Annotated in this window: 17 protein-coding genes, 1 tRNA gene and 1 pseudogene; all 19 read left to right on the forward strand. The window is 35.4% G+C overall.

Annotated features, from left to right (window positions below; translation table 11 throughout):
* Window positions 1–92: 92 nt before the first annotated feature.
* Window positions 93–533: pseudogene (locus tag BUB25_RS12425) on the forward strand (N-acetylmuramic acid 6-phosphate etherase); the annotation flags it as partial.
* A 52-nt stretch (window positions 534–585) separates the two neighbouring features.
* Complete coding sequence (locus BUB25_RS12430; RefSeq protein ID WP_072944845.1) at window positions 586–2,094, forward strand: sodium:solute symporter; 1,509 nt, start codon at window positions 586–588, stop codon at window positions 2,092–2,094.
* 71 nt (window positions 2,095–2,165) lie between these two features.
* Window positions 2,166–5,165 carry a serine hydrolase domain-containing protein gene (locus BUB25_RS12435; RefSeq protein WP_072944847.1) on the forward strand — a complete coding sequence of 1,000 codons (3,000 nt, stop codon included), beginning with the start codon at window positions 2,166–2,168 and terminating at the stop codon, window positions 5,163–5,165.
* A 69-nt stretch (window positions 5,166–5,234) separates the two neighbouring features.
* A complete protein-coding gene (locus BUB25_RS12440; protein ID WP_072944849.1) occupies window positions 5,235–6,443 on the forward strand; it encodes an anhydro-N-acetylmuramic acid kinase in 1,209 nt (402 codons plus the stop codon).
* Window positions 6,444–6,504: 61 nt separating this feature from the next.
* Entirely contained in the window at window positions 6,505–7,776 is a 1,272-nt protein-coding gene (locus BUB25_RS12445; RefSeq protein ID WP_072944851.1) for an acyltransferase family protein, read from the forward strand.
* A gap of 155 nt (window positions 7,777–7,931) precedes the next feature.
* A complete protein-coding gene (locus BUB25_RS12450; RefSeq protein ID WP_072944853.1) occupies window positions 7,932–9,494 on the forward strand; it encodes a glycoside hydrolase family 10-like protein in 1,563 nt (520 codons plus the stop codon).
* Window positions 9,494–10,768 (forward strand): MFS transporter, encoded by a 1,275-nt coding sequence (locus BUB25_RS12455; protein ID WP_072944855.1) that lies wholly within the window; start codon window positions 9,494–9,496, stop codon window positions 10,766–10,768. Before BUB25_RS12450 ends, BUB25_RS12455 begins: the two co-directional genes overlap by 1 nt.
* Window positions 10,769–10,818: 50 nt before the next feature.
* Window positions 10,819–12,417, forward strand: a complete 1,599-nt coding sequence (locus BUB25_RS12460; RefSeq protein ID WP_072944857.1) for a glycoside hydrolase family 3 protein — start codon at window positions 10,819–10,821, stop codon at window positions 12,415–12,417.
* A 138-nt stretch (window positions 12,418–12,555) separates the two neighbouring features.
* Entirely contained in the window at window positions 12,556–13,194 is a 639-nt protein-coding gene (locus tag BUB25_RS12465) for a peroxiredoxin (protein ID WP_072944859.1), read from the forward strand.
* Window positions 13,195–13,283: 89 nt separating this feature from the next.
* Entirely contained in the window at window positions 13,284–13,592 is a 309-nt protein-coding gene (locus BUB25_RS12470) for a thioredoxin family protein (RefSeq protein WP_072944861.1), read from the forward strand.
* Between the two features lie 92 nt (window positions 13,593–13,684).
* Window positions 13,685–13,942: a DUF6952 family protein gene (locus tag BUB25_RS12475; RefSeq protein ID WP_072944863.1), complete on the forward strand. Its 258-nt coding sequence runs from the start codon at window positions 13,685–13,687 to the stop codon at window positions 13,940–13,942.
* Between the two features lie 166 nt (window positions 13,943–14,108).
* Window positions 14,109–14,606 (forward strand): thiol peroxidase, encoded by a 498-nt coding sequence (gene tpx / locus BUB25_RS12480; RefSeq protein ID WP_072944865.1) that lies wholly within the window; start codon window positions 14,109–14,111, stop codon window positions 14,604–14,606.
* 10 nt (window positions 14,607–14,616) lie between these two features.
* Complete coding sequence (locus BUB25_RS12485) at window positions 14,617–14,991, forward strand: diacylglycerol kinase family protein (protein WP_072944867.1); 375 nt, start codon at window positions 14,617–14,619, stop codon at window positions 14,989–14,991.
* Between the two features lie 18 nt (window positions 14,992–15,009).
* Complete coding sequence (locus BUB25_RS12490; RefSeq protein WP_072944869.1) at window positions 15,010–17,451, forward strand: DNA translocase FtsK; 2,442 nt, start codon at window positions 15,010–15,012, stop codon at window positions 17,449–17,451.
* A gap of 4 nt (window positions 17,452–17,455) precedes the next feature.
* On the forward strand, window positions 17,456–18,097 hold the full coding sequence (locus tag BUB25_RS12495; RefSeq protein ID WP_106357530.1) for an outer membrane lipoprotein periplasmic chaperone LolA1: 642 nt from the start codon (window positions 17,456–17,458) through the stop codon (window positions 18,095–18,097).
* A 7-nt stretch (window positions 18,098–18,104) separates the two neighbouring features.
* Entirely contained in the window at window positions 18,105–19,544 is a 1,440-nt protein-coding gene (locus BUB25_RS12500; RefSeq protein WP_072944873.1) for an LptF/LptG family permease, read from the forward strand.
* Between the two features lie 9 nt (window positions 19,545–19,553).
* Complete coding sequence (gene ribB / locus BUB25_RS12505; protein WP_072944875.1) at window positions 19,554–20,687, forward strand: 3,4-dihydroxy-2-butanone-4-phosphate synthase; 1,134 nt, start codon at window positions 19,554–19,556, stop codon at window positions 20,685–20,687.
* 166 nt (window positions 20,688–20,853) lie between these two features.
* Window positions 20,854–20,941 (forward strand) — tRNA-Ser (locus BUB25_RS12510).
* Between the two features lie 258 nt (window positions 20,942–21,199).
* The gene (locus BUB25_RS12515; RefSeq protein WP_072944877.1) at window positions 21,200–22,447 is read left to right on the forward strand and encodes a site-specific integrase; all 1,248 of its coding nucleotides are present in this window, start codon (window positions 21,200–21,202) and stop codon (window positions 22,445–22,447) included.
* Window positions 22,448–22,465: the final 18 nt, after the last annotated feature.

Genomic DNA, 22,465 nt, shown 5'->3' on the forward strand with positions numbered 1-22,465 from the left:
AGAACAACAAATTAAATTTCTAACCAAAAAGGCGATTGAATTAAATATGCAACTAATTGATATTTAACAATATAAATAAAAACGTCAATGGTAGTTTAGATGTGGTAATAGGAATTGCAGCTTCGGGAAATACTCCTTATGTTATTGGCGGATTAAAAAAAGCAAGAGAAAATAATATCATTACTGGAAGTATTTCCTGTAATAGTGAAAGCCTGATTTCAAAAGAAGCTGATTATCCCATAGAATTGATTGTAGGCCCTGAATTCCTAACTGGAAGCACGAGAATGAAAGCCGGAACATCTCAAAAATTAGTCTTAAATATGATTTCAACATCGGTTATGATTAAACTAGGACGTATTTATGGCAACAAAATGATCGACATGCAATTATCTAATAAAAAACTGGTTCAAAGGGGAGTAGAAATGATCGTAGAAGAACTTCATATTGATGAAAAAATGGCATTAGAACTACTAAAAAAGCACAAAAGTGTTAGAGCTGTTTTATTGGCCGAAAATAAAAATCTAGAAATATAACAGCCCGAATTATAAAATCTGTCAATCATTTCCAAAAAACTAAAGATATAAAATGACTCCAAGTGCAATTCTAATCCTGATCATCATCTATTTCGGTACATTATTCTACATCTCGCATAGAGTCAGTAGAAAAGATGATGGTAATGCTGCTTTTTTTACAGCCAATAAAAACTCCAAATGGTATTTAGTTGCTTTTGGGATGATAGGAACCGCGCTTTCCGGAGTAACTTTTATATCTGTTCCGGGAGAAGTGGGTGCCGCGAGTGGCGAACAATTCAAATATTTTCAGTTCGTATTGGGTAATGCTATCGGGTTTATAATAATCACAAAGTTATTGCTCCCGTTGTATTATCGAATGAATCTGACCTCTATTTATGGATACATAGAACAGCGAATGGGGCTTTACAGCTATAAAACAGCAGCCTCTATTTTCCTAATCAGCAGAACCGTAAGCTCGGCTTTTCGACTGTATTTAGTGGTAATTGTATTGCAACGTTTCGTATTTGATTATTACAACATACCCTTTGCATTGACCGTATTGATCTCTTTGCTTCTCATTTTTTCCTACACTTACAGAGGCGGACTCAAAACAATTATTATAACGGATACTTTACAGACATTTTTCTTAGTTACTTCGGTTTTCCTGACCATTTATTTTATTTGCGACAAGATGGATTTAAGTGCCATTGGCGCTTTCGAAGAAGTGAAAAACAGTAACTATTCAAAAATATTTTTCTTTGATGATTTTCTGGGAAGCAAATTCCATTTTGTAAAACAAATATTAGGAGGAATGTTTGTAACTATAGCCATGACTGGGCTCGATCAGGATTTAATGCAAAAAAACCTGAGCTGTAAGAACATTGGCGAAGCACAAAAAAACATGTTTACCTTTACCGGAATCTTCGTACTTATCAATATTTTCTTTTTGAGTGTTGGCGCCTTGCTATACATTTATGCCAATAAAAACGGAATTGCAGTTCCGGTTGATTTAATTACAGGCAAACCAAGAACCGACTTACTTTTTCCTGAAATTGCATTGAATCATTTATCCATAATTCCGGCAATTATCTTTTTATTAGGGATTATTGCGGCCACTTTTGCTACTACTGATTCGGCCCTGACAGCACTAACTACGTCTTTTTGCGTCGATTTTTTAGGTATGGACAAGACAGAGAATAGTACTAAAAAGAATTCGGTGCGCAAAAGACATTTTGTTCACCTTGGTTTTTCGGCTTTGGTGTTTTTTGTCATTCTCGTTTTTAATTCTATCAATGACAGTTCAGTTGTAGGAATGATATTTAAGGTCGCTTCCTATACTTATGGACCTTTATTAGGATTATACGCCTTTGGATTGTTCCAAAAAACAAGAAATGTCAATGATAAATTAGTTCCATTTATATGTCTTCTGGCGCCTTTCCTTACTTATTTAATCAATGAAAACTCTAAAGTATTGTTTTCAGGTTACGTATTTGACAATGAGCTGATTGTACTCAATGGATTATTGACTTATTTGGGATTGTATGTTACAAGTTCCCATTCAAATACAAGAATAAGTTTTTAGACTTTCGAAAAAAAAACTTACTAATCAATTACAAACCAGCAATGAAACCCAGTTGCTAAAAAAATAATTAGATGAAAGATTACCTTATAAAAATTAGCCTTTACACCGCATTTTTATTTTTGATTACCAATTGTGCTATTTCCAAAAAAAACGATACGATAGCGACTTTGAAAAAAACTTCTTTGTTAGAAAACAACGACAATTATATAGCTAAGAAGAAATCTGAAAGAAAAAACTTTTTTAAAGATTCTGAAATTGAAGCTAAATGGGTAGACAGTATTTACAACAAAATGTCAGTTAAAGAAAAAATAGGTCAATTGTTTATGATATCGGCCTATTCTAACAGAGATTCAGTTCATGAAAAAGAAGTCAAAGCCCTAATAGAAGAGTACAAAGTAGGTGGTTTACTTTTCTTTCAAGGAGGTCCAATGCGTCAGGCTCAATTAACTAATGCTTATCAGTCAAAATCTGATGTCCCGTTATTCGTAGCAATAGATGCTGAGTGGGGTTTAAACATGCGTTTAGATTCGACTTATCGTTATCCTTGGAATATGACTTTGGGCGCTATTGAAAATTTGAGTTTAATCGAGAATGTAGGAAGAAATATGGCCAAGGAAAGTAAGAGAATGGGAATTCACTTCAATTTTGCCCCTGTATTGGACATCAACACCAATCCTAAAAACCCAATTATTGGTAACCGCTCTTTTGGTGAAAACAAAACCAATGTTAGTGAAAAGGCCATTGCTTTAATGAAAGGGGTACAAAGTCAAGGTGTTTTTAGCACCGGTAAACATTTTCCAGGTCATGGAGACACTTCTGCTGATTCGCACCATACTTTGCCTTTAGTCGATTTTTCCAAAGAGCGAATTGACAAGGTTGAATTGTATCCCTACAAACGAATGTTTGATGAAGGCTTAGTATCTGTGATGGTGGCTCATCTGAATATTCCAAGTTTAGAAACACAAGAAAATCATCCTTCCTCTGCATCTTACAATATAGTGACCAATCTACTACAAAAACAATTGGGTTTCGAAGGATTGATTTTTACCGATGGATTAGCCATGAAAGGCGCTACTGATTTTCTAAGTCCTGGTGATCTGGAAGTGGCTGTAATTCTTGCTGGAAATGACATTTTACTTGGCCCAATTAACGTACCGGCTAGTTTTAAAAAACTGGAATCGGCCTATGCTGACGGAATAATTACCGAAGCTCGTTTAGCACATTCGGTAAAAAAAATATTGCGCTATAAATTTAAAGCAGGATTAAACAATTACAAACCCATAGACCTAAACAATTTACATGATGACATCAATCCTTCAGAAAATGATGCTTTACATTATAAATTGTATGAAAACGCTATTACAGTTTTAAAAAATGATACCGAAATACTTCCTATTAAAAACTTAGATCAAAAAATTGCTTATGTAAAACTGGGAGATGATACCAACAGCACTTTTGTCAGTACGCTAAAAAAATATACCGAAGTAACAGAAGTAGCCAATTCTAATATTGACAGCTTAAACCAAGAGTTAAAGAAATACAATACAGTTATAGTTGGTTTTCATAAAGTGAACAAAACTTGGGATAAACAAGAATTTACAGCAACCGAATTACTATGGCTGCAAGAAATTGCAAAACACAACAAAGTGATTTTGGATATTTTTACAAAACCCTATTCTTTGTTGCCAATAACTAATTTTGATGACATTGAAGGACTAGTAGTTTCCTATCAAAACTCCGATATTAGCCAAATAGTTTCAGCCGAATTACTTTTTGGGGCTATCGATGCCAAAGGAAAATTACCGGTTTCCATCAATACCTCTTTTAAGGTCAATGATGGTCTAGCAACCGAAAAATTAAACCGCTTAGGATTTACGGCTCCTGAAAATGAAGATATGAATCCGCATATTTTATCAAAAATTGATGCCATAGCTCAAAAAGCAATCGATGGCAGAATGGCACCTGGAATGCAAGTACTTGTGGCTCGAAAAGGAAATGTGATCTTCCAGAAATCCTATGGGCACCACAGCTATGACAATACTGTTAAAGTGTCAAATTCAGATTTATATGATGTCGCTTCAATTTCAAAAATGATCTCAACACTGCCTAATGTCATGCAATTGTACGATCAAAATAAAGTAAATCTCGATACCAAATTAAAAAAAATGGTTCCCATTTTTAAGAAAACAAACAAAAAAAACATCAGCTTCAAAGATTTACTAAGCCATTATGCCGGACTTCAAGCCTGGATTCCATTTTACAAAGCAACCTTAGACGCTCAGAATAAGCCTTTGGTAAAATATTACCGTAAAGTGGCCGATAGTCAATTTTCAACAAAAGTGGCCGACAGTCTTTTTATTAGAAATGACTATCACGACACTATTATGAAAATCATTGCTGATAGCCCTTTATCGCTCAAAAAAGAATACAAATACAGTGATTTTACCTTCATCATCCTGAAAGAATATTTGGAAAAGAAGACTAAAAAGAGATTAGATGTTCTGAGTCAACAAAATTTCTACAACACTTTAGGGATGAACAATACCCTTTACAATCCCTTAGAAAAATTTGATAAAAATAATATTGCGCCTACTGAAATTGATACTTATTTTAGACATCAAGTTGTTCAGGGCTATGTTCATGACATGGCTGCAGCAATGGAGGGCGGAATAGCGGGTCATGCCGGAATTTTTTCAAATGCCATGGATGTTGCTAAAATGATGCAACTGTTTTTACAAAAAGGCAATTATGGTAATAAACAATATTTTTCCGAAAAGACATTCGATGCCTTCAATACCTGCTATTACAGTAATGAAGGTGTTCAAAGAGGTTTAGGTTTTGATAAAAGAATAAACAAAGACGGCCCTACCTGTTCCTGCGTTTCTTCATCCAGTTTTGGTCATACCGGATTCACCGGAAACATTGCTTGGGTTGACCCGGAAACAGAGATTGTCTACATATTTTTATCAAATAGAACCTATCCAGAAGTGACTGCTGAGGGAAATAAATTAGCGAAAGAGAAAATCAGAGAAGATATTCAGAAAATAATTCAGGAAGCAATCATTAAATAAAAACACTTCTATATATTTAGAAATTGACAAAACAATCCAAATTGTAAATAACAGCTTAAAAATTGAATCATGAACGCAAATCTGGAATCACTGTATAAAATTGCCCAAAAACCTTCCCGAACTATTATTGGATTAATGTCCGGCACTTCTTTGGACGGTCTCGACGTGGCTTTATGTACAATTTCAGGTTCTGGTGAGCATACAGAGGTTCAATTAGTTCAATTTGATACTGTAGATTATTCGGAAGAAACCAAGTCAGAAATAAGAAAGGTCTTTGCCAAACAAACCATTGATTTTCAGAAACTAGTTTTATTGAATGAATGGATTGGACTGCTTCACGCCAATATCATTCTGGATTGCCTAAACCGTTGGGCGATCCCAACTAACAAAGTTGATTTGGTAGCTTCTCATGGACAAACCGTTTTTCATGCCCCAAAGATTTTGCACCAACAGCAAAAATTTCCAAATGCCACTTTACAAATTGGAGATGGAGATCACATTGCCGTCAAAACAGGAATTATCACCATTTCAGACTTCAGACAAAAACATCTGGCTGCAGGTGGTGAAGGCGCTCCACTGGCAGTTTACGGTGACTATTTCCTTTTTGGAAAAAAAGGCGAAAATCGTATCATGCTCAACATGGGTGGTATCGCTAATTTTACCTATTTGCCCTCCAATAGAAAGCCCGAAGAAGTTTTTGTTACCGATACCGGAACTGGAAACACCTTAATTGATGCTTTTACCAGAATATATTTTCCTGATAAATCCTATGATAAAGATGCTGAAATTGCTAAAAAAGGGACTGTAAATTATTCTCTTCTGACCGCTTTAAAATCGGACGAATTCTTCCAAAAGCCTTTTCCAAAAACTACCGGTCCCGAACTTTTTAATGTAGAATATGTACGAAAAGCACAAAGCCAAAGCAATACAACCACTATTTCCGTTCCGGATTTATTGGCAACATTAACAAGGTTTTCTGCCGAAACCATTGCAGCAGCGATACGTTCCACTATTGACAACTCAACAGATCCTGCTGAAAGCTTTACGATCTATATGTCTGGTGGAGGCGCTCACAATCCGTTATTAGTTGAAGGATTAAAAGAATTATTGCCTTGTCCTTTTTCCACAACAGATGCTTTAGGCATTTCAGGAGATGCCAAAGAAGCGATATTGTTTGCCGTTTTAGCCAATGAAACGGTTTCTGGTGGCCATTCTGATTTTGGAATACGCAAAGGAGTTCCTTCTGTATCTATGGGGAAAATTTCGTTCCCCAATTAAAAACTAACGAATTATTAAAAACTGTATCCTTTTAATAATTACTAAAACCAAAAAGCAACCCATGACAAGAGAACGTTTAATTTCACTAGATGTATTTAGAGGATTTACTATTTTATTAATGACTATTGTCAACAATCCGGGAAGTTGGGCTGCCATTTATCCTCCTTTAGCTCATGCAGAATGGCATGGCTGTACTCCTACTGATTTAGTTTTTCCTTTTTTTATTTTTATCATGGGGACTGCAATCCCTTTTGCAATGCCGACGAAACATTTGGACTTTGCTGTCTTTAATAAAATAATCGTACGCTCCTTACGTATTTTCTGTTTAGGGCTATTCTTAAATTATTTTAGCAAAATCCAATTATTAGGTTTAGAAGGAATCGCTCTATTAGCTGCCCGATTAATGATCACTTTTGCCGTTGCTTACGCTCTTTTAGGAAACTTTAGTTTAAAAATTAAGACCTATCTTGTTTTTGGAATTTTCGCAATCCTACTATTATTGGCATACAGCCCAATGGAAGAATTTCAGAACGTAAGATTGCCTGGCGTTTTACAGCGAATAGGAATTGTCTATTTTTTTACCGCTCTTTTGTATTTAAAATCAAATCTAAAAACACAACTCCTAGTTGCGGCTTTCCTTTTATTAGGATATTGGATTCTAATGGCATTTATCCCAGTCCCTGGATTTGGCGTAGCCAATTTTGAAAAAGGAACTAATTTAGCTGCTTGGCTAGACAATTTAGTTTTAAACGGACATCTATGGAGTTCTTCTAAAACTTGGGACCCTGAAGGAATCCTGAGTACAATACCAGCCATTGCTACAGGGATTTTCGGAATGTTTGTAGGACAAATGCTAAACTTACAAACTAGCAAAATGGAAATAATCAAGAAAATAACCTTCATAGGAATCACATTGCTAGTTTTAGGTTTGCTTTGGAACACCATCTTCCCTATCAATAAATCGCTTTGGACAAGTTCTTATGCGTTGTACACTGCCGGTATAGCAACTTTATGCTTAACCTTATTATACTATATTATAGATATTGCAAACTATAAAAAATGGACTCCATTATTTTTATTTTGGGGTGTAAATCCCATGATTGTGTTTTTCTTTTCAGGTATAATTCCAAGAGTTTTATCGGCAATCAACATTCAAAACCCAGAAATATCCGGCGAACAAATCAATCTTCAAAGCTTCTTATATCAATTTTATATCGTCCCCCTTTTTAGCAACCCAATGAATGCTTCATTAATGTTTGCTTTAATATATGCTGTATTTTGGTCTCTAATCCTATGGTGGCTTTACACCAAAAAAATAATTTTTAAAGTTTAATTCCAAAAAAGTAAATATAGATTTCTATTTTACATCCACTGATAGTATTTTGGCAAAGAAATTGTGATAAATAAAGAATTGAATTTTTAGGAGTTCGATATCTTATAAATCTCATTAAAAAAACTATTTTTGATTTCCATAAAACATTCCAATCAATGAATCCAAAAAACTTTATTCTACTGTTACTTCCCTTGCTTCTATTGTCTTTTTCAAATGGAAATGCGCAGGAAAAATTGATGCATCCCAAAAACGAATTTAGAGCCGTTTGGATTGCTACTGTTGTAAATATTGATTGGCCAAAAGCTGGCACTGATCCCGTAGAGAAACAAAAAGCAGATTACCTTGAAATTCTGAATACTTATAAAAAGTTAAATTACAATGCCGTTATTGTACAAATACGCAGTGTAGGTGATGCTTTTTACCCTTCAAAACTAGCCCCTTGGTCTAAATATTTGACTGGAAAAGAAGGACAGGCACCCAATCCCTATTTTGATCCACTGGAATGGATGATTACCGAAGCACACAATAGAGGTTTTGAGTTTCATGCCTGGTTGAACCCTTATCGCGCCACGATGGATTTAAAAACAGAGGTTTTAAGTCCTGACCATGATTATTTTAAACATCCGGAATGGATGATCAAATACGGCGGAAAATACTACTATAATCCTGCTCTGCCGGAAGTTCAAACTCACTTGATTGCCGTTGTTGATGAGGTGGTTAGAAACTATGATATTGACGCCATTCATTTTGACGATTATTTTTATCCATATAAAATTGCAGGAGAAAACTTTAACGATACGGAGTCTTTCAAAAAATACGGCAACGGAATGAAATTAGATGATTGGAGACGTTTGAATGTCAATAATTTTGTAAAATATACCTCTTATTCAATAAAAAGCATCAAACCTTGGGTACAGTTTGGCATCAGTCCGTTTGGGGTTTGGCGTAATAAATCCGTGGATCCAAAAGGTTCTGATACGCAAGCAGGACAAACCAATTATGATGATTTATTTGCCGATCCAATGGAATGGATGGAACACAGCTGGATTGATTATCTTTTGCCGCAATTGTATTGGAGTTTAGATCACCGTACAGCTTCTTATTCGAAACTAATAAAATGGTGGTCCGAAAATTCTAAAAACACCGCGGTATATATTGGAAACGGAAGCTATAAAGTAAATGCCGATTCTGATAAACGATGGAACAATCCTAGTGAAATACCTAACCAAATCGATGTGACCCGATCGTATCAGAACATTAATGGAAATGCTTTTTTTAGTGCCAAATCATTTGTTAATAAAAACAAAGCCGTAACAAAACTATTGACCGAGAATCAATATAAATATCCTGCTCTTCCTTATGTGGTTCCTAACTCTCGAAAAATAGTTATGGATAAACCAACTGTTTGCAACACCACAAAGACCGATAGCACTACTACGTATACACTCAATTATCCGCTAAACGGAATGCAGCGATATGTAATGGTTTATGGAGCTAAAAACAATACTGAAATTGATGTGAATGATCCTAGTCAGATTATCGATAAGATAGCATTCAAAGAGAAAAAAGACAGCATTGACATCGTTATCAAAAAAAATGATTTAGATCCAACTTATGCTTATGCCCTTTCTTTTATTGATTATTATGGCAATGAAAGTGAAGCCACTTTATTGCATACGCCAACAGAGACAAAAACCATTCAACACCATTCAAAATAATGAAAATAGACAATAGACCTTGGTATTGGATACCTGTTTTAAACTTTGCCTCGGGCTTGCCTTATGCTATTATTATTTCGGTTTCGGTAATCATGTACAAGAATCTGGGAATCAGCAATGAAGACATTGGGATATATACCAGCCTTTTATACTTGCCTTGGGTTGTAAAACCTTTATGGAGTCCGTTTATCGATCTATATGCGACCAAAAGAAAATGGTTTATAGCCATGCAATTACTTATTTCAATCGCCTTTTTAATTGTAGGATTAACGATTCCGATGAATCATTTCTTTGTAATAAGTCTGGCTGTTTTTTGGGTAGCAGCTTTTGCCTCGGCTTCGAATGATGTGGCCAGCGACGGCTTCTACATGTTAGCTTTAGAAAAAGACCAGCAATCTTTTTTCCTGGGAATACGAAGTACTTTTTACCGCCTTTCGATGCTTACCGGAAATGGACTCGTGGTAATTATAGGTGGCTATCTCGAACAGGAATATGGCGATAAACAAAAGGCATGGTCCTATACGATGATCATCGTTGGTTTAATAATGACTCTACTTACTATTTATAATTATTTTGCCACACCAAAAACAGAAATATCGACTCCTCTAAAAGAATCTAATAAAACCTCAAACGCTAGTTTTGGAGCCGTTTTTACCAGTTTTTTTCAAAAAAAACAAATCGGTTTGATTTTAGCCTTTATCCTATTATTCCGATTAGGGGAATCTCAATTGTTAAAAATGCTGACTCCTTTTTTAATTGACGATAAAGGAGTTGGCGGATTAGGCCTGACCACTCAAGACGTAGGAGTAATCTACGGAACCTTTGGAGTCGTTGCGTTGACTGTGGGCGGAATCATTGGCGGAATCGTTATTTCAAGAGACGGACTCGGCAAATGGATGTTACCCATGATTTTAGCGATGCATTTGCCTATCATTGGATTCATCCTTCTCGCTTCTTTTCATCCTGCCTCTGTTTATTATATTTACGCTGTCGTTATTGCTGAACAGTTTGGTTATGGTTTTGGCTTTGCCGCATTTATGATGTATCTAATTTACGTTGCCGATGGCGAGTCAAAAACCTCCCACTACTCCATTGCTACAGGATTTATGGCTTTAGGGATGATGCTTCCCGGAATGGTTAGCGGTTACATTCAGGAATATTTGGGTTATACTAATTTCTTTATTTGGGTGTTTCTGGCAACGATACCGGGACTGATACTATCTCGTTTTCTGGTATTTCCAAAAGAATTTGGAAAAAAAACAGAGGAAAAGTAATTCGAAGGAATTATTAAGGTAAATCTACTCATGCTAACTATTTACAAAAAATGACATTAGAACAAAAAATAGGACAATTCTTTTTTCCTGCTGTTTTTATAAACGATACCGAAGAAAATATTCAAGCAACAGAACGCTTGATTAAGGAACATAACATTGGCGGACTTACCTTTTTTCACAGTAGGGCGAGCGCTGCGACTAATTATGAAACCAAGAAAAAAATTGTATTCAACGACGACAGCTACCAGCGTTTGAAAGACCTTATAGCTCGTTATCAAAAATGTGCCACTACTCCGCTTTTAATGAGTATCGATGCCGAATGGGGATTAGCGATGCGTGTCGAAAAAACTCCGCAATATCCTTACGCTATTACTCTTGGCGCTTTGCCGGTGAGCGAATCTCATTTAGTTTATGAAGTGGGGAAACAAATTGGACTTGACCTAAAATCTGCGGGAATTCATTACAATTTAGCACCATTAGCAGACATTAACAACAACCCGAATAATCCGGTTATCGGTTATCGTTCTTTTGGTGAAAATAAGGAAAAAGTGGCTCATTTTGCTCTTGAATACCTCAGAGGAATGAATGATGTGGGAGTTTTAGGCTGTCTCAAACATTTTCCCGGACACGGAAACACCAATGTAGACTCACACTTAGGACTGCCAATCATAGACGCCACTATAGAACAATTATTGGACAACGAATTGTATCCTTTCATCAAAGGAATTGAGAATAATGTGGACTCCATTATGATAGGACATCTCGCAGTTCCTGCCTTGAATGAGGGCAAAAATACTTCGGCAACCTTATCTAAATCTATTATTGAAACTCTTTTGCGAGAGCAATTACATTATGATGGATTAGTGATTTCGGATGCTTTAAATATGCATAGCGTTTCCAAATTGTACGACCAAAAAGGTCAGCTCGAATGGGAAGCTTTTAATGCCGGAAATGATGTATTGTGTTTTGCCGAAAATGTTCCCGAAGGCATTCAAGAAATTCTAAAAAATGCAAGTCCGGAGCGTATTGAAGCCAGTTACAATCGTTTGATGAAATGCAAACAGAAAGCAGGAATTCTTGATCAAATCAATCCTATTTCAGCAACATTTCATTTTGAAGCGGCGGCTGTTTTAAACCGAAAAATTGCCCAAAATTGCCTTACAAAACTAACCAATAACAACAATAGCGCTACGGTTTTAGATGCTTTCCAAAAAGGGAAACTAGCCAAAATAAGCCTTTATAAAAACACCGAGAACGAATTTTTTAAAGCGCTAAACCAAAAACTTCCTTCTCCTGATTTTGCAATCGAAATGGGCGAAACACATTCAATTGATTCTCTTTTAAATAGCCTCGATGAATATGACACTCTACTTATTGCTCTATTTGTTCCAAAGGCAAAACCAATGAATCATTTTGATATTGAAGAAGCGGTTTTACTCTTTTTAGAGAAACTGTTGGCTACTAAAAAATGTGTTTTATATGTTTTTGGCAATCCTTATGCTTTGCAAGTAATTCCAAATCTAAAATCAGCGGTAGGTATCGTACAGGTATACCAAGATTTCGTAGAATTTCAAGAAACAGCCGCGCAACAATTATTGGATAATTCTGAATGCAAAGGAACATTACCGGTAATTATCAATGGTTTGTAATTATAATTTAAACCAATCATTAACGAAATAGCCAAATACTATCGATGTATAAATTTTAATCATCAAACCTTATTGCTACATACTCGTTGTTTGTCTTATTTTTGCAGCAGAATAAAAAATTAATCTAAAATAAATAATATGTCATTAGTAGGAAAAAAATTCCCAAGCATTGCAGTAGACGCCATTTCAGAAATGGGTGATAATTTGAAAATCAACATCTTTGAAGAAGCAACAAAAAACAACAAAAAAGTGCTTTTGTTTTGGTACCCAAAAGACTTTACTTTTGTTTGTCCAACTGAACTACACGCTTTTCAAGCAGCTTTGCCGGAATTTGAAAAAAGAAACACAATCGTAATTGGTGCTTCTTGTGATACCAACGAAGTGCATTTTGCATGGTTAAACACACCAAAAAACAATGGTGGAATTGAAGGAGTAACTTACCCAATTCTTGCCGATACTAACAGAAACTTATCTAATATCTTAGGTATTCTTGATATCGATTCAACTGAATACAGTGAAGAAACAGATTCAGTAATTGTTGAAGGTTCTAATGTTACTTTCAGAGCAACTTATTTAATTGATGAGACAGGTAAAATTTTCCACGAAAGTGTAAATGATATGCCTCTTGGTCGTAACGTAAACGAGTACTTACGTATGGTTGACGCTTACACGCACATTCAAGAAAAAGGAGAAGTATGTCCAGCAAACTGGGAAGCCGGTAAAGAAGCGATGAACGCTGACAGAAAAAGCACTGCTGAATATTTAAGCTTAAATTAATAAAAAAACATCCTCCTAATGGCAATTAAAGCACTTTGGGTGTATTTAATTGCCATTATTTTTTCCTTAAACTTTAAAAATTATAAATTATGTTAATCGATTTAAACGAAGATACATTAGCTGACTTAATCACTAAAAATGATAAAGTTGTCGTACAATACTCAGCTTCATGGTGTGGAAATTGTCGCATTATGAAACCAAAATTCAAAAAATTGGCTTCAGAAAACGATGCGATTACTTTTGTACTTGTTGATGCAGAAAATTCTCCAGAATCAAGAAAATTAGCTAATGTGAGTAATTTACCAACTTTTGCCACTTTTGTAAATGGAAAATTAGTAAACGAAACTCAAACAAATAAGCAAGAAGTACTTATAGAATTAGTTAACGAAATTGTTTAATTGTAAAATCGGTCAATCGTTGATTTATTCAATAAATCAGGAGACGATGACCCAATTTACGTACAAACGATTAAACAAATAAACAACAAGCAATGAAACTACCCGTAATAAAGCATCTAACGCAGTTTATCGAAGAAAACGATCAAGATTATATCATAGAAACCATTGAAGTTCTGGAAGCAATGACAGAAATCCCGTCTTTGAAAGATGAAGAATTGGATGTTATTGGGGAACTTATTTCTAATATGTACGGTGCGCTAGAAGTGCATAAATTAGTAAAAAACGGCACCGATAAAAAAGAGGCTTTGAATACTTTTATGAAAAGGGTTTTAGGCTCTATTGACAAATAGAATTCTTTACCCCATTATACTACTAGAGAAACGTGCTTAGAAATGAGGGCGTTTTTTTTTGCCCTTTCATTAGACTACCCTTTTCCTATTGTTCTAAAATCTCAAAACCATCCCTATAATTCTTAAATAATTTTCATACTTTTGAACCTCATTAAAAAAATAAATTATGGCTTCGATAACATTAGGAGGAAATCCAATAAACACTTCAGGAGAGTTACCAAAAGTAGGAACTAAACTATCTGATTTCAAATTAGTAAACAGCGATCTTTCTGTTGCTACAATGAGCGACTTTGCCGGTAAAAAACTAATTCTAAATATTTTCCCAAGTATCGATACCGGAACTTGTGCTACCTCTGTTAGAAAATTTAATGAGACTGCCGCTAACTTGGCAAACACTGCCGTATTGTGCATTTCAAGAGATTTGCCTTTTGCTCAAAAACGTTTTTGTGGTGCCGAAGGAATAGAAAATGTAATCAACTTATCTGACTTCCAAGAAGGTAGTTTTGGTAAAGCAAATGGATTAGAAATCACTGACGGACCATTGGCAGGATTACACTCCAGAGCAATCATAATTGTAGACGAAAACGGAGTAATTACCCACACCGAACAAGTTGCTGAAATTGCTGATGAACCTAATTACAAAGCTGCATTAGCTGCACTATAATACCTCATTAATGGAATTTCAAAAAGACAACAGCTTCGTTACCGGAAGAATGAAAAGCATGACCTATGCGCTTCAAGGAGCCATAAAATTGATTACTACTGAACATAGCATAATGGTTCAATTTTCTATAGGAATATTGATGACAATTGCCGGTTTCTATTTTGGTATTTCCAAGACAGAATGGCTTTTTCAAACTTTAGCTATAGGACTAGTAGTCAGTATCGAAGGTTTAAATACCGCTGTAGAAAAAATTGCTGACTTTATTCACCCCAATTATCATGAAAGAATTGGGTTTATCAAAGACATTGCAGCCGGAGCCGTTTTTTTTGCTGCTATGACAGCCATAGCAATCGGTTTAATCATATACATACCTATATTATTCTAGGTATAACTACAATAAAGAATGGCTAAAACAACAAAAAAAGAACCCTTACAAAAAAAAGACGGATCTAAATCTGAAGCCGGTAAACCTTGGGAAATAACAAAACAGCACAAGATTGTCTTGGGCTGTCTTTTGGTGTTGTTTTCTATCGCCTTATCGCTTGCTTTTATTTCATTTTACATTCATGGGCAAGAAGACCAGAGTGCTGTAGCTGAATTGACCGACAGAACAGAAACGGTTCAAAACTGGCTCGGGAAATTTGGTGCTTTTTTGGCAGATCTAATCGTTTATAACGGTTTTGGCTTGGCCTCTTTCCTATTTGTCCGTTTGTTTTTCTTAACAGGAATCTTTTTAATACTGAATCTTTCTTCGAAAAAACTAAAAGGAATTTGGTTCTGGGACTTATTTGCCATCATTATTCTATCGGTTTTATTTGGTTTTTTCGCTACCTCTTTACCCGAATTAGGAGGAGTTGTAGGCTATGAACTCAATTTGTTTTTACAGGATTATATCGGAAAAACAGGTACGCTTTTGACGCTGGTTTTTGGTTTGATTGTGTATCTTATTTTCAAACTCCAATTATCTCCTGAAAGAGTCCAATCTTTCTTTGAAAACACCAAAAAAGACATTAAAACAGACTTGAGTTCCCTCGCGATGAGCAAAAACGAAGGCGCCTATAATTTGGAAGAATTTGCTGTTGCCGAACAAAACGAACTTGAGGATATTGTTTTGAAACCAAAAGTTTCCCAATTTGAGATTAACAAAGAATCATTGAAACCTACCATTTCACATTCTTCCGAAATCAATTTAGACCCTATTACAAAACCTATTACTGTCCCTCCTCCTTTTACCAATGACAACATAAATCCTTTGGATTCTTTTGTGATTGAAACAGCTCAGGAAGAAGATATTATCGAAGAAAATCTAGCTTCCAGATTGGTTTCTGATTTTGGATTATTCGATCCTACTTTGGATTTATCCAATTATAAATATCCTACAATTGATTTATTAAAAGAATATTCAACTGGCGGAATTACCATTAACCAAGAAGAATTAGAAGAAAACAAAAACAAAATTGTAGATACTCTTCGCAATTATAAAATTGAGATTGCACAAATAAAAGCAACCGTTGGACCATCGGTCACTTTATATGAAATTGTTCCCGAAGCAGGAATCCGTATTTCTAAGATCAAGAGTTTAGAAGACGATATTGCTTTGTCACTTTCGGCATTGGGTATCCGTATTATTGCTCCTATTCCTGGAAAAGGAACCATAGGAATCGAGGTTCCTAATAAGAATCCTACGATGGTTTCGATGAAAAGTGTTATTGGCTCAGCCAAATTCCAAGAAGCCGAAATGGAACTTCCTATCGCCCTTGGAAAAACCATTTCCAACGAGACTTTTGTGGTAGATTTGGCCAAAATGCCTCACTTATTGATGGCTGGTGCTACCGGACAAGGAAAATCAGTTGGTTTGAATGCGGTTTTGACTTCGCTTCTTTACAAAAAACATCCTGCCGAAGTGAAGTTTGTCTTGGTCGATCCTAAAAAAGTAGAATTGACTCTTTTTAATAAAATTGAAAGACATTATTTAGCCAAACTTCCTGATACCGAAGACGCTATTATTACTGATAATGCTAAGGTTGTGAACACCTTGAATTCGCTTTGTGTGGAAATGGACAATCGTTATTCGTTATTGAAAGATGCGATGGTGCGAAACATAAAAGAATACAATGATAAGTTCAAAGCCCGAAAACTGAATCCTGAAAATGGACACCGTTTTCTTCCTTACATCATATTAGTTGTCGATGAGTTTGCCGATTTGATTATGACTGCAGGTAAAGAAGTTGAAATTCCTATCGCCCGATTAGCTCAATTAGCGCGTGCTATTGGAATTCACTTGATTATTGCTACACAACGACCTTCGGTAAACGTAATTACCGGTTTGATAAAAGCCAACTTCCCAGCGAGAATCGCTTTTAGAGTTACCTCCAAAATTGATTCCAGAACCATTTTGGATACACAAGGAGCGGATCAACTGATTGGACGCGGAGATTTACTTTATACTAACGGAAATGATGTTGTGCGCGTACAATGTGCTTTCATTGACACACCCGAAGTGGAGAAAATCACTGATTTTATTGGTTCCCAAAAAGCATACGCGACGGCTTACCTACTTCCAGAATTTGTAGGAGAAGATAGTGGCATCAATCTTGATATGGATATCTCCGAAAGAGACACCCTATTTAGAGAAGCTGCAGAAATTATTGTAAATGCCCAACAAGGTTCGGCATCATTGTTGCAAAGGAAACTGAAGTTAGGCTACAACAGAGCCGGTCGATTGATTGACCAACTTGAGGCAGCCGGAATCGTAGGACCGTTTGAAGGAAGCAAGGCCAGAAGCGTTAATATCCCAGACATGAGTTCTCTTGATCAATTTTTCAACAATGAACAAAACAATTAATATCATGAACAAAATTATCCAGATTGCATTTATTTTACTTTTTAGCTTTTCAATACAAGCACAAGACAAAAAGGCAAAAGACCTTTTAGATCAAGTAACATCAAAAGTGAAAAGCTATGACAATATTGTAATCGATTTCAAATATTCCTTGAACAATTCCAAAGAAAACATCAATCAGGACAGTAAAGGAAATGTAACCTTGAAAAACAATCAATATGTTTTGAATTTCATGGGAATTACTAAAATTTTTGACGGAAAGAAAACCTATACCATTGTCCCTGAAGATGAAGAAATCACCATCTCTAGTTTTAATGAAAAAGACGACAATGCCATTACCCCATCAAAGATGTTGACTTTTTTCAATAGTGGTTACCGTTATACTATGGCTGATTTACAAAACATCAAAGGAAGAAAGATTCAGTATATTAAACTGCTTCCAACCAACGCCAGAGATCAAAGAAAAGAGATCCTATTGGGAATCGATGTACAAACCAAGCACATCTACAATTTGATTGAAGTAGGTAAAAAAGGAACAAAAACAACTTTAACCGTTAATTCTTTTAAAACCAACCAACCTTTATCAAAAAATCAATTTACCTTTGCCGAAAGTAAATATCCAAATTATTACATCAATAAATTAGATTAATCCGTAGGTGAAAATTCTTGACAAATACTTATTAAAAACATTCCTGATTACATTTACTACGGTATTTGTAATCTTGTTTTTTATATTCATACTTCAAACCATTTGGTTATTCATAGCTGAACTGGCAGGTAAGGATCTGGATATCTTTATGATTATTAAGTTCCTGCTGTTTTCGATGCCTCGAATTATACCCTTGGTCTTACCCCTATCGATACTGCTGGCTTCCATTATGACTTTTGGTAATTTGGCCGAAAACTACGAATTTGCTGCTATGAAATCTTCTGGGATATCATTGCAAAGAGCCATGAGAAGCCTTACGATATTCATCTTCTTGTTAAGTTTTGTTGCCTTTTTATTTGCCAATAATGTGATTCCTTATGCCGAATATAAGTTCATCAATTTTAGAAAAAACATTGCCCAAGTAAAACCAGCCTTAGCTATAGCTGAAGGACAGTTTAGTGATGTAGGCCCATATAATATCAAAGTCAATAAAAAATCAGGAGACAATGGAAACATCCTTACAGGAATAACCATTCATAAAAAATCCAGTGTAGGTGATGGCAGTAAAACAGTCATTAAAGCCAAAGACGGTGTATTAATCAGTAGCGAAAAATCAAGTATCCTGCAATTAGTCCTTAATGACGGTAATTACTACGAAGATATTGTTCCAAAAAAATATACCGACAGGGAAAAATTGCCTTTTGCCAAGAGTTCTTTCAAAAAATATACCATCAATATTGACTTATCGCAATTAAACGCCAATACTGTTGATGATACTGACATTAGCAACACTAATACCATGCTGACTGCCAATGAACTAAATTACACCTTAGATTCATTAAGCAAAAATTTAAAAACGGAGATTATCTCCTATTCAGAAAACATCAATCTAAGAACAGGAATTCCCAATACAGTTGCTCCCGTACAAGAGGTCAAACAAAAAAAGAAAACACTTCCTAATAATCTGTTGTCCTTGTACTCTAATGAGCAAAAGTCAGAAATCCTGAAAATGGCCAACAGTAACGTGGTCAGTACCGGTTATTCCATTGAGAGTACTAAAGCCAGTTTATTAAACAAACAAAAAAACATCAACAATCACTTATTGGCTTTTTATGATAAATTTGTAATTGCCTTTGCTTGTTTTTTAATGTTCTTCATCGGAGCTCCTCTTGGTGCTATCATTAGAAAAGGTGGTCTTGGCCTTCCCATTGTTTTTGCCGTACTTATTTTTATTGCTTTTCATTTCATCAATACTTTTGGAAAAAGAATCGCCCAAGAAAATGAATTATCTCCTTTTATGGGTGCGTGGATGTCTTCCTTTATTCTTAGTCCACTGGCGATATTACTGACTTACAGAGCGACTAACGATATCGGACTTATCAATATGGATGTCATTTTGGCTCCTTTCCAAAAATTATTTCAAAAACTATTTCCATCTCAAAAATAAACACCAATCATGGTTCAGAATACAATACAACTCAACACAATAGAAGAGGCAATCGAAGATATCCGTCAAGGAAAAGTAATCATTGTTGTGGATGATGAAGATCGCGAAAATGAAGGTGATTTCTTGGCTGCAGCCGAAAAAGTTACACCCGAAATGATCAATTTCATGGCCACTCACGGACGCGGATTAATTTGCGCCCCATTAACAGAAAGCCGTTGCAAAGAACTTGGCTTACATGTTATGGTAACCAATAATACAGATCCTATGGAAACTGCTTTTACCGTCTCTGTCGATCTAAGAGGTAATGGAGTTACCACTGGAATCTCAGCTGCTGATAGAGCTAAAACTATTTTGTCATTAGTAGATTCTGACACTAAACCCCATGATTTAGCCAGACCCGGTCATATTTTTCCCTTGATTGCAAAGCAGGGTGGTGTTCTAAGACGCACAGGACATACCGAAGCCGCTATTGATTTTGCCCGTTTGGCTGGTTTTAAATCGGCAGGTGTGATTGTCGAAATCATGAATGAAGACGGAACTATGGCCCGTTTACCACAATTGGTTGAAGTTGCTAAGAAATTCAATTTAAAATTGGTTTCTATCGAAGCACTTGTTGCTTACCGCATGCAGCACGACAGTCTGATTATCAAGAAAGAAGATTTTGACATCAATACCCGTTTTGGAACTTTTCGTTTGAGAGCTTATCAGCAAACAACCAACAAACAAATCCATATTGCCTTGACTAAAGGAACTTGGAACCTAGGTGAGCCTATATTAACGCGAATCAATTCCTCACAGGTGAATAATGACCTATTGGGCACCTTGACCAACAATGCCGACCAGCAACTGGACGATATGTTTAAAAAAATCAACGAAGAAGGAAAAGGAGCTGTTATTTTCATCAATCAGGACATGCAATCAGTCAATTTACTGAGTCGTATCTCTGAATTGAAAGAATTACAGGCCGCAGGAGAAATGAAAGCACCTAAAATTAAAATTGACAATAAAGATTTTGGAATTGGAGCACAAATACTTCATGATATCGACATTTCAAAGATCCGATTGGTCTCAAATACGGAGCAAGGAAAGCGTGTTGGAATGATAGGTTATGGCCTTGAAATAACAGAATACGTCAGCTACTAGCGCTATTTCGTTTTATTTCTGAAAAATAATTTTTCGCTAAAGCAAAGGAAATGAAACAATTAAAAAATAGTTTAAAAAACAGCTGAAATTTTTATCAAAATTGTTTTTGTAAACCGAAAAGAGTGCTTATATTTGCACTCGCAATCAGCAAATGATCGCACAGACTGGAGAAATGGCAGAGCGGTCGAATGCGGCAGTCTTGAAAACTGTTGACTGTAACAGGTCCGGGGGTTCGAATCCCTCTTTCTCCGCCAGTAGAAATACTAAACGAAGCAAACCCTTCTAAATCTTATGATTTAGAGGGGTTTTTTCATTTGCGGTAAATCAAATTATTCATTAAATCTCAAAACTTAGGTGTCTTTTGAGGTGTCATTGAAATTATATTTTTCAAGTGACACCTATCTCAAAAGTTACCTGTTCAACATTTGTTCAAATACCTTTTCACTATTTGAACATCTTGTTTGGAAGTATTACAAAGTTTAAATTTAATAATAACTAAAAGGTCACCAACCATGAACACAGCCGTATCCGTTCTCTTTTATATAAAGAGATCAAAAGTCAATAATGATGGCATCTGCCCTATTTACGTGCGTGTCACAGTACAATCTAAACGATTTGAATTTAGCAGTAACAAGTTTGTAAATCCTGAGAAATGGTCAAATGAAGGATCTAAAGTTAAGGGAAACAATGAAGAGACTCGTTCAATAAACAGTCATCTTGAATATTTAAAATCTAAAATTTTAGAAGCTGAAAAAAAATTATACAAAAAGGATGTCATTATATCTTCTGAAAATCTAAAGAATGAAATTTTTGATCTCCACGACAACCAACGAATGCTTATCCCAATCTTCAAAGATCACAACAATAAAATAAAAGAATTAGTGGGTAAAGAATATGCGCCAGGAACACTAGAGCGCTATAGCACCTCTCTAAAGCATACTATCGAATTTCTAGAATGGAAATACAAAGTTTCTGATATAGACATTAACAAAATAGATCACGCTTTTGTAACCGATTATGAATTCTATTTAAGAAGCGTTCGCAATTGTGCCAACAATACAGCTGTAAAATACTTAAAGAATTTCAATAAAATAATCAAGATTTGCATAGCTAACCATTGGATAGAAAGAAACCCATTTGCCAACTACAAGTCGAAAGTCAAAGAAGTAGAAAGAGTCTATTTATCCGAAGACGAAATCCAAAATATAATCAACAAAGATTTCAAAACGGAACGATTATCGCTAGTACGGGATATCTTCCTTTTTAGCTGCTTTACAGGCTTAGCATACATTGATGTCAAAAACCTAACAAAGTCGCATATAAGCCTTGGAATTGACGGAGAGAAATGGATATTCACCCACCGTCAGAAAACCGAATCGGCTTCAAAAATTCCAATCCTTCCAATAACACAAATGATTATTGACAAGTATCAGGACCATCCGGAATGCAACAATCAAAACAAACTACTTCCTATTTTGAGCAATCAGAAAATGAATGCCTATTTGAAAGAAATAGCGGGCGTTTGCGAAATCGAAAAAGAACTAACATTTCACATTGCCCGACACACTTTTGCGACGACTGTAACATTAACAAATGGTGTCCCAATAGAAAGCGTGAGCAAAATGCTCGGACATAAAAACTTACGAACGACACAACATTATGCAAAAGTTTTGGATAGAAAAGTTAGTGAGGATATGATGATTTTGAAAAGCAAATTTACAATTGATTATTCTCAGAAATCAAATTCAAGCTTGATATAATTTAATTTAATTCCAGAA

This window comes from Flavobacterium granuli (genome assembly GCF_900129705.1).
In the GTDB taxonomy this organism is placed as follows: domain Bacteria; phylum Bacteroidota; class Bacteroidia; order Flavobacteriales; family Flavobacteriaceae; genus Flavobacterium; species Flavobacterium granuli.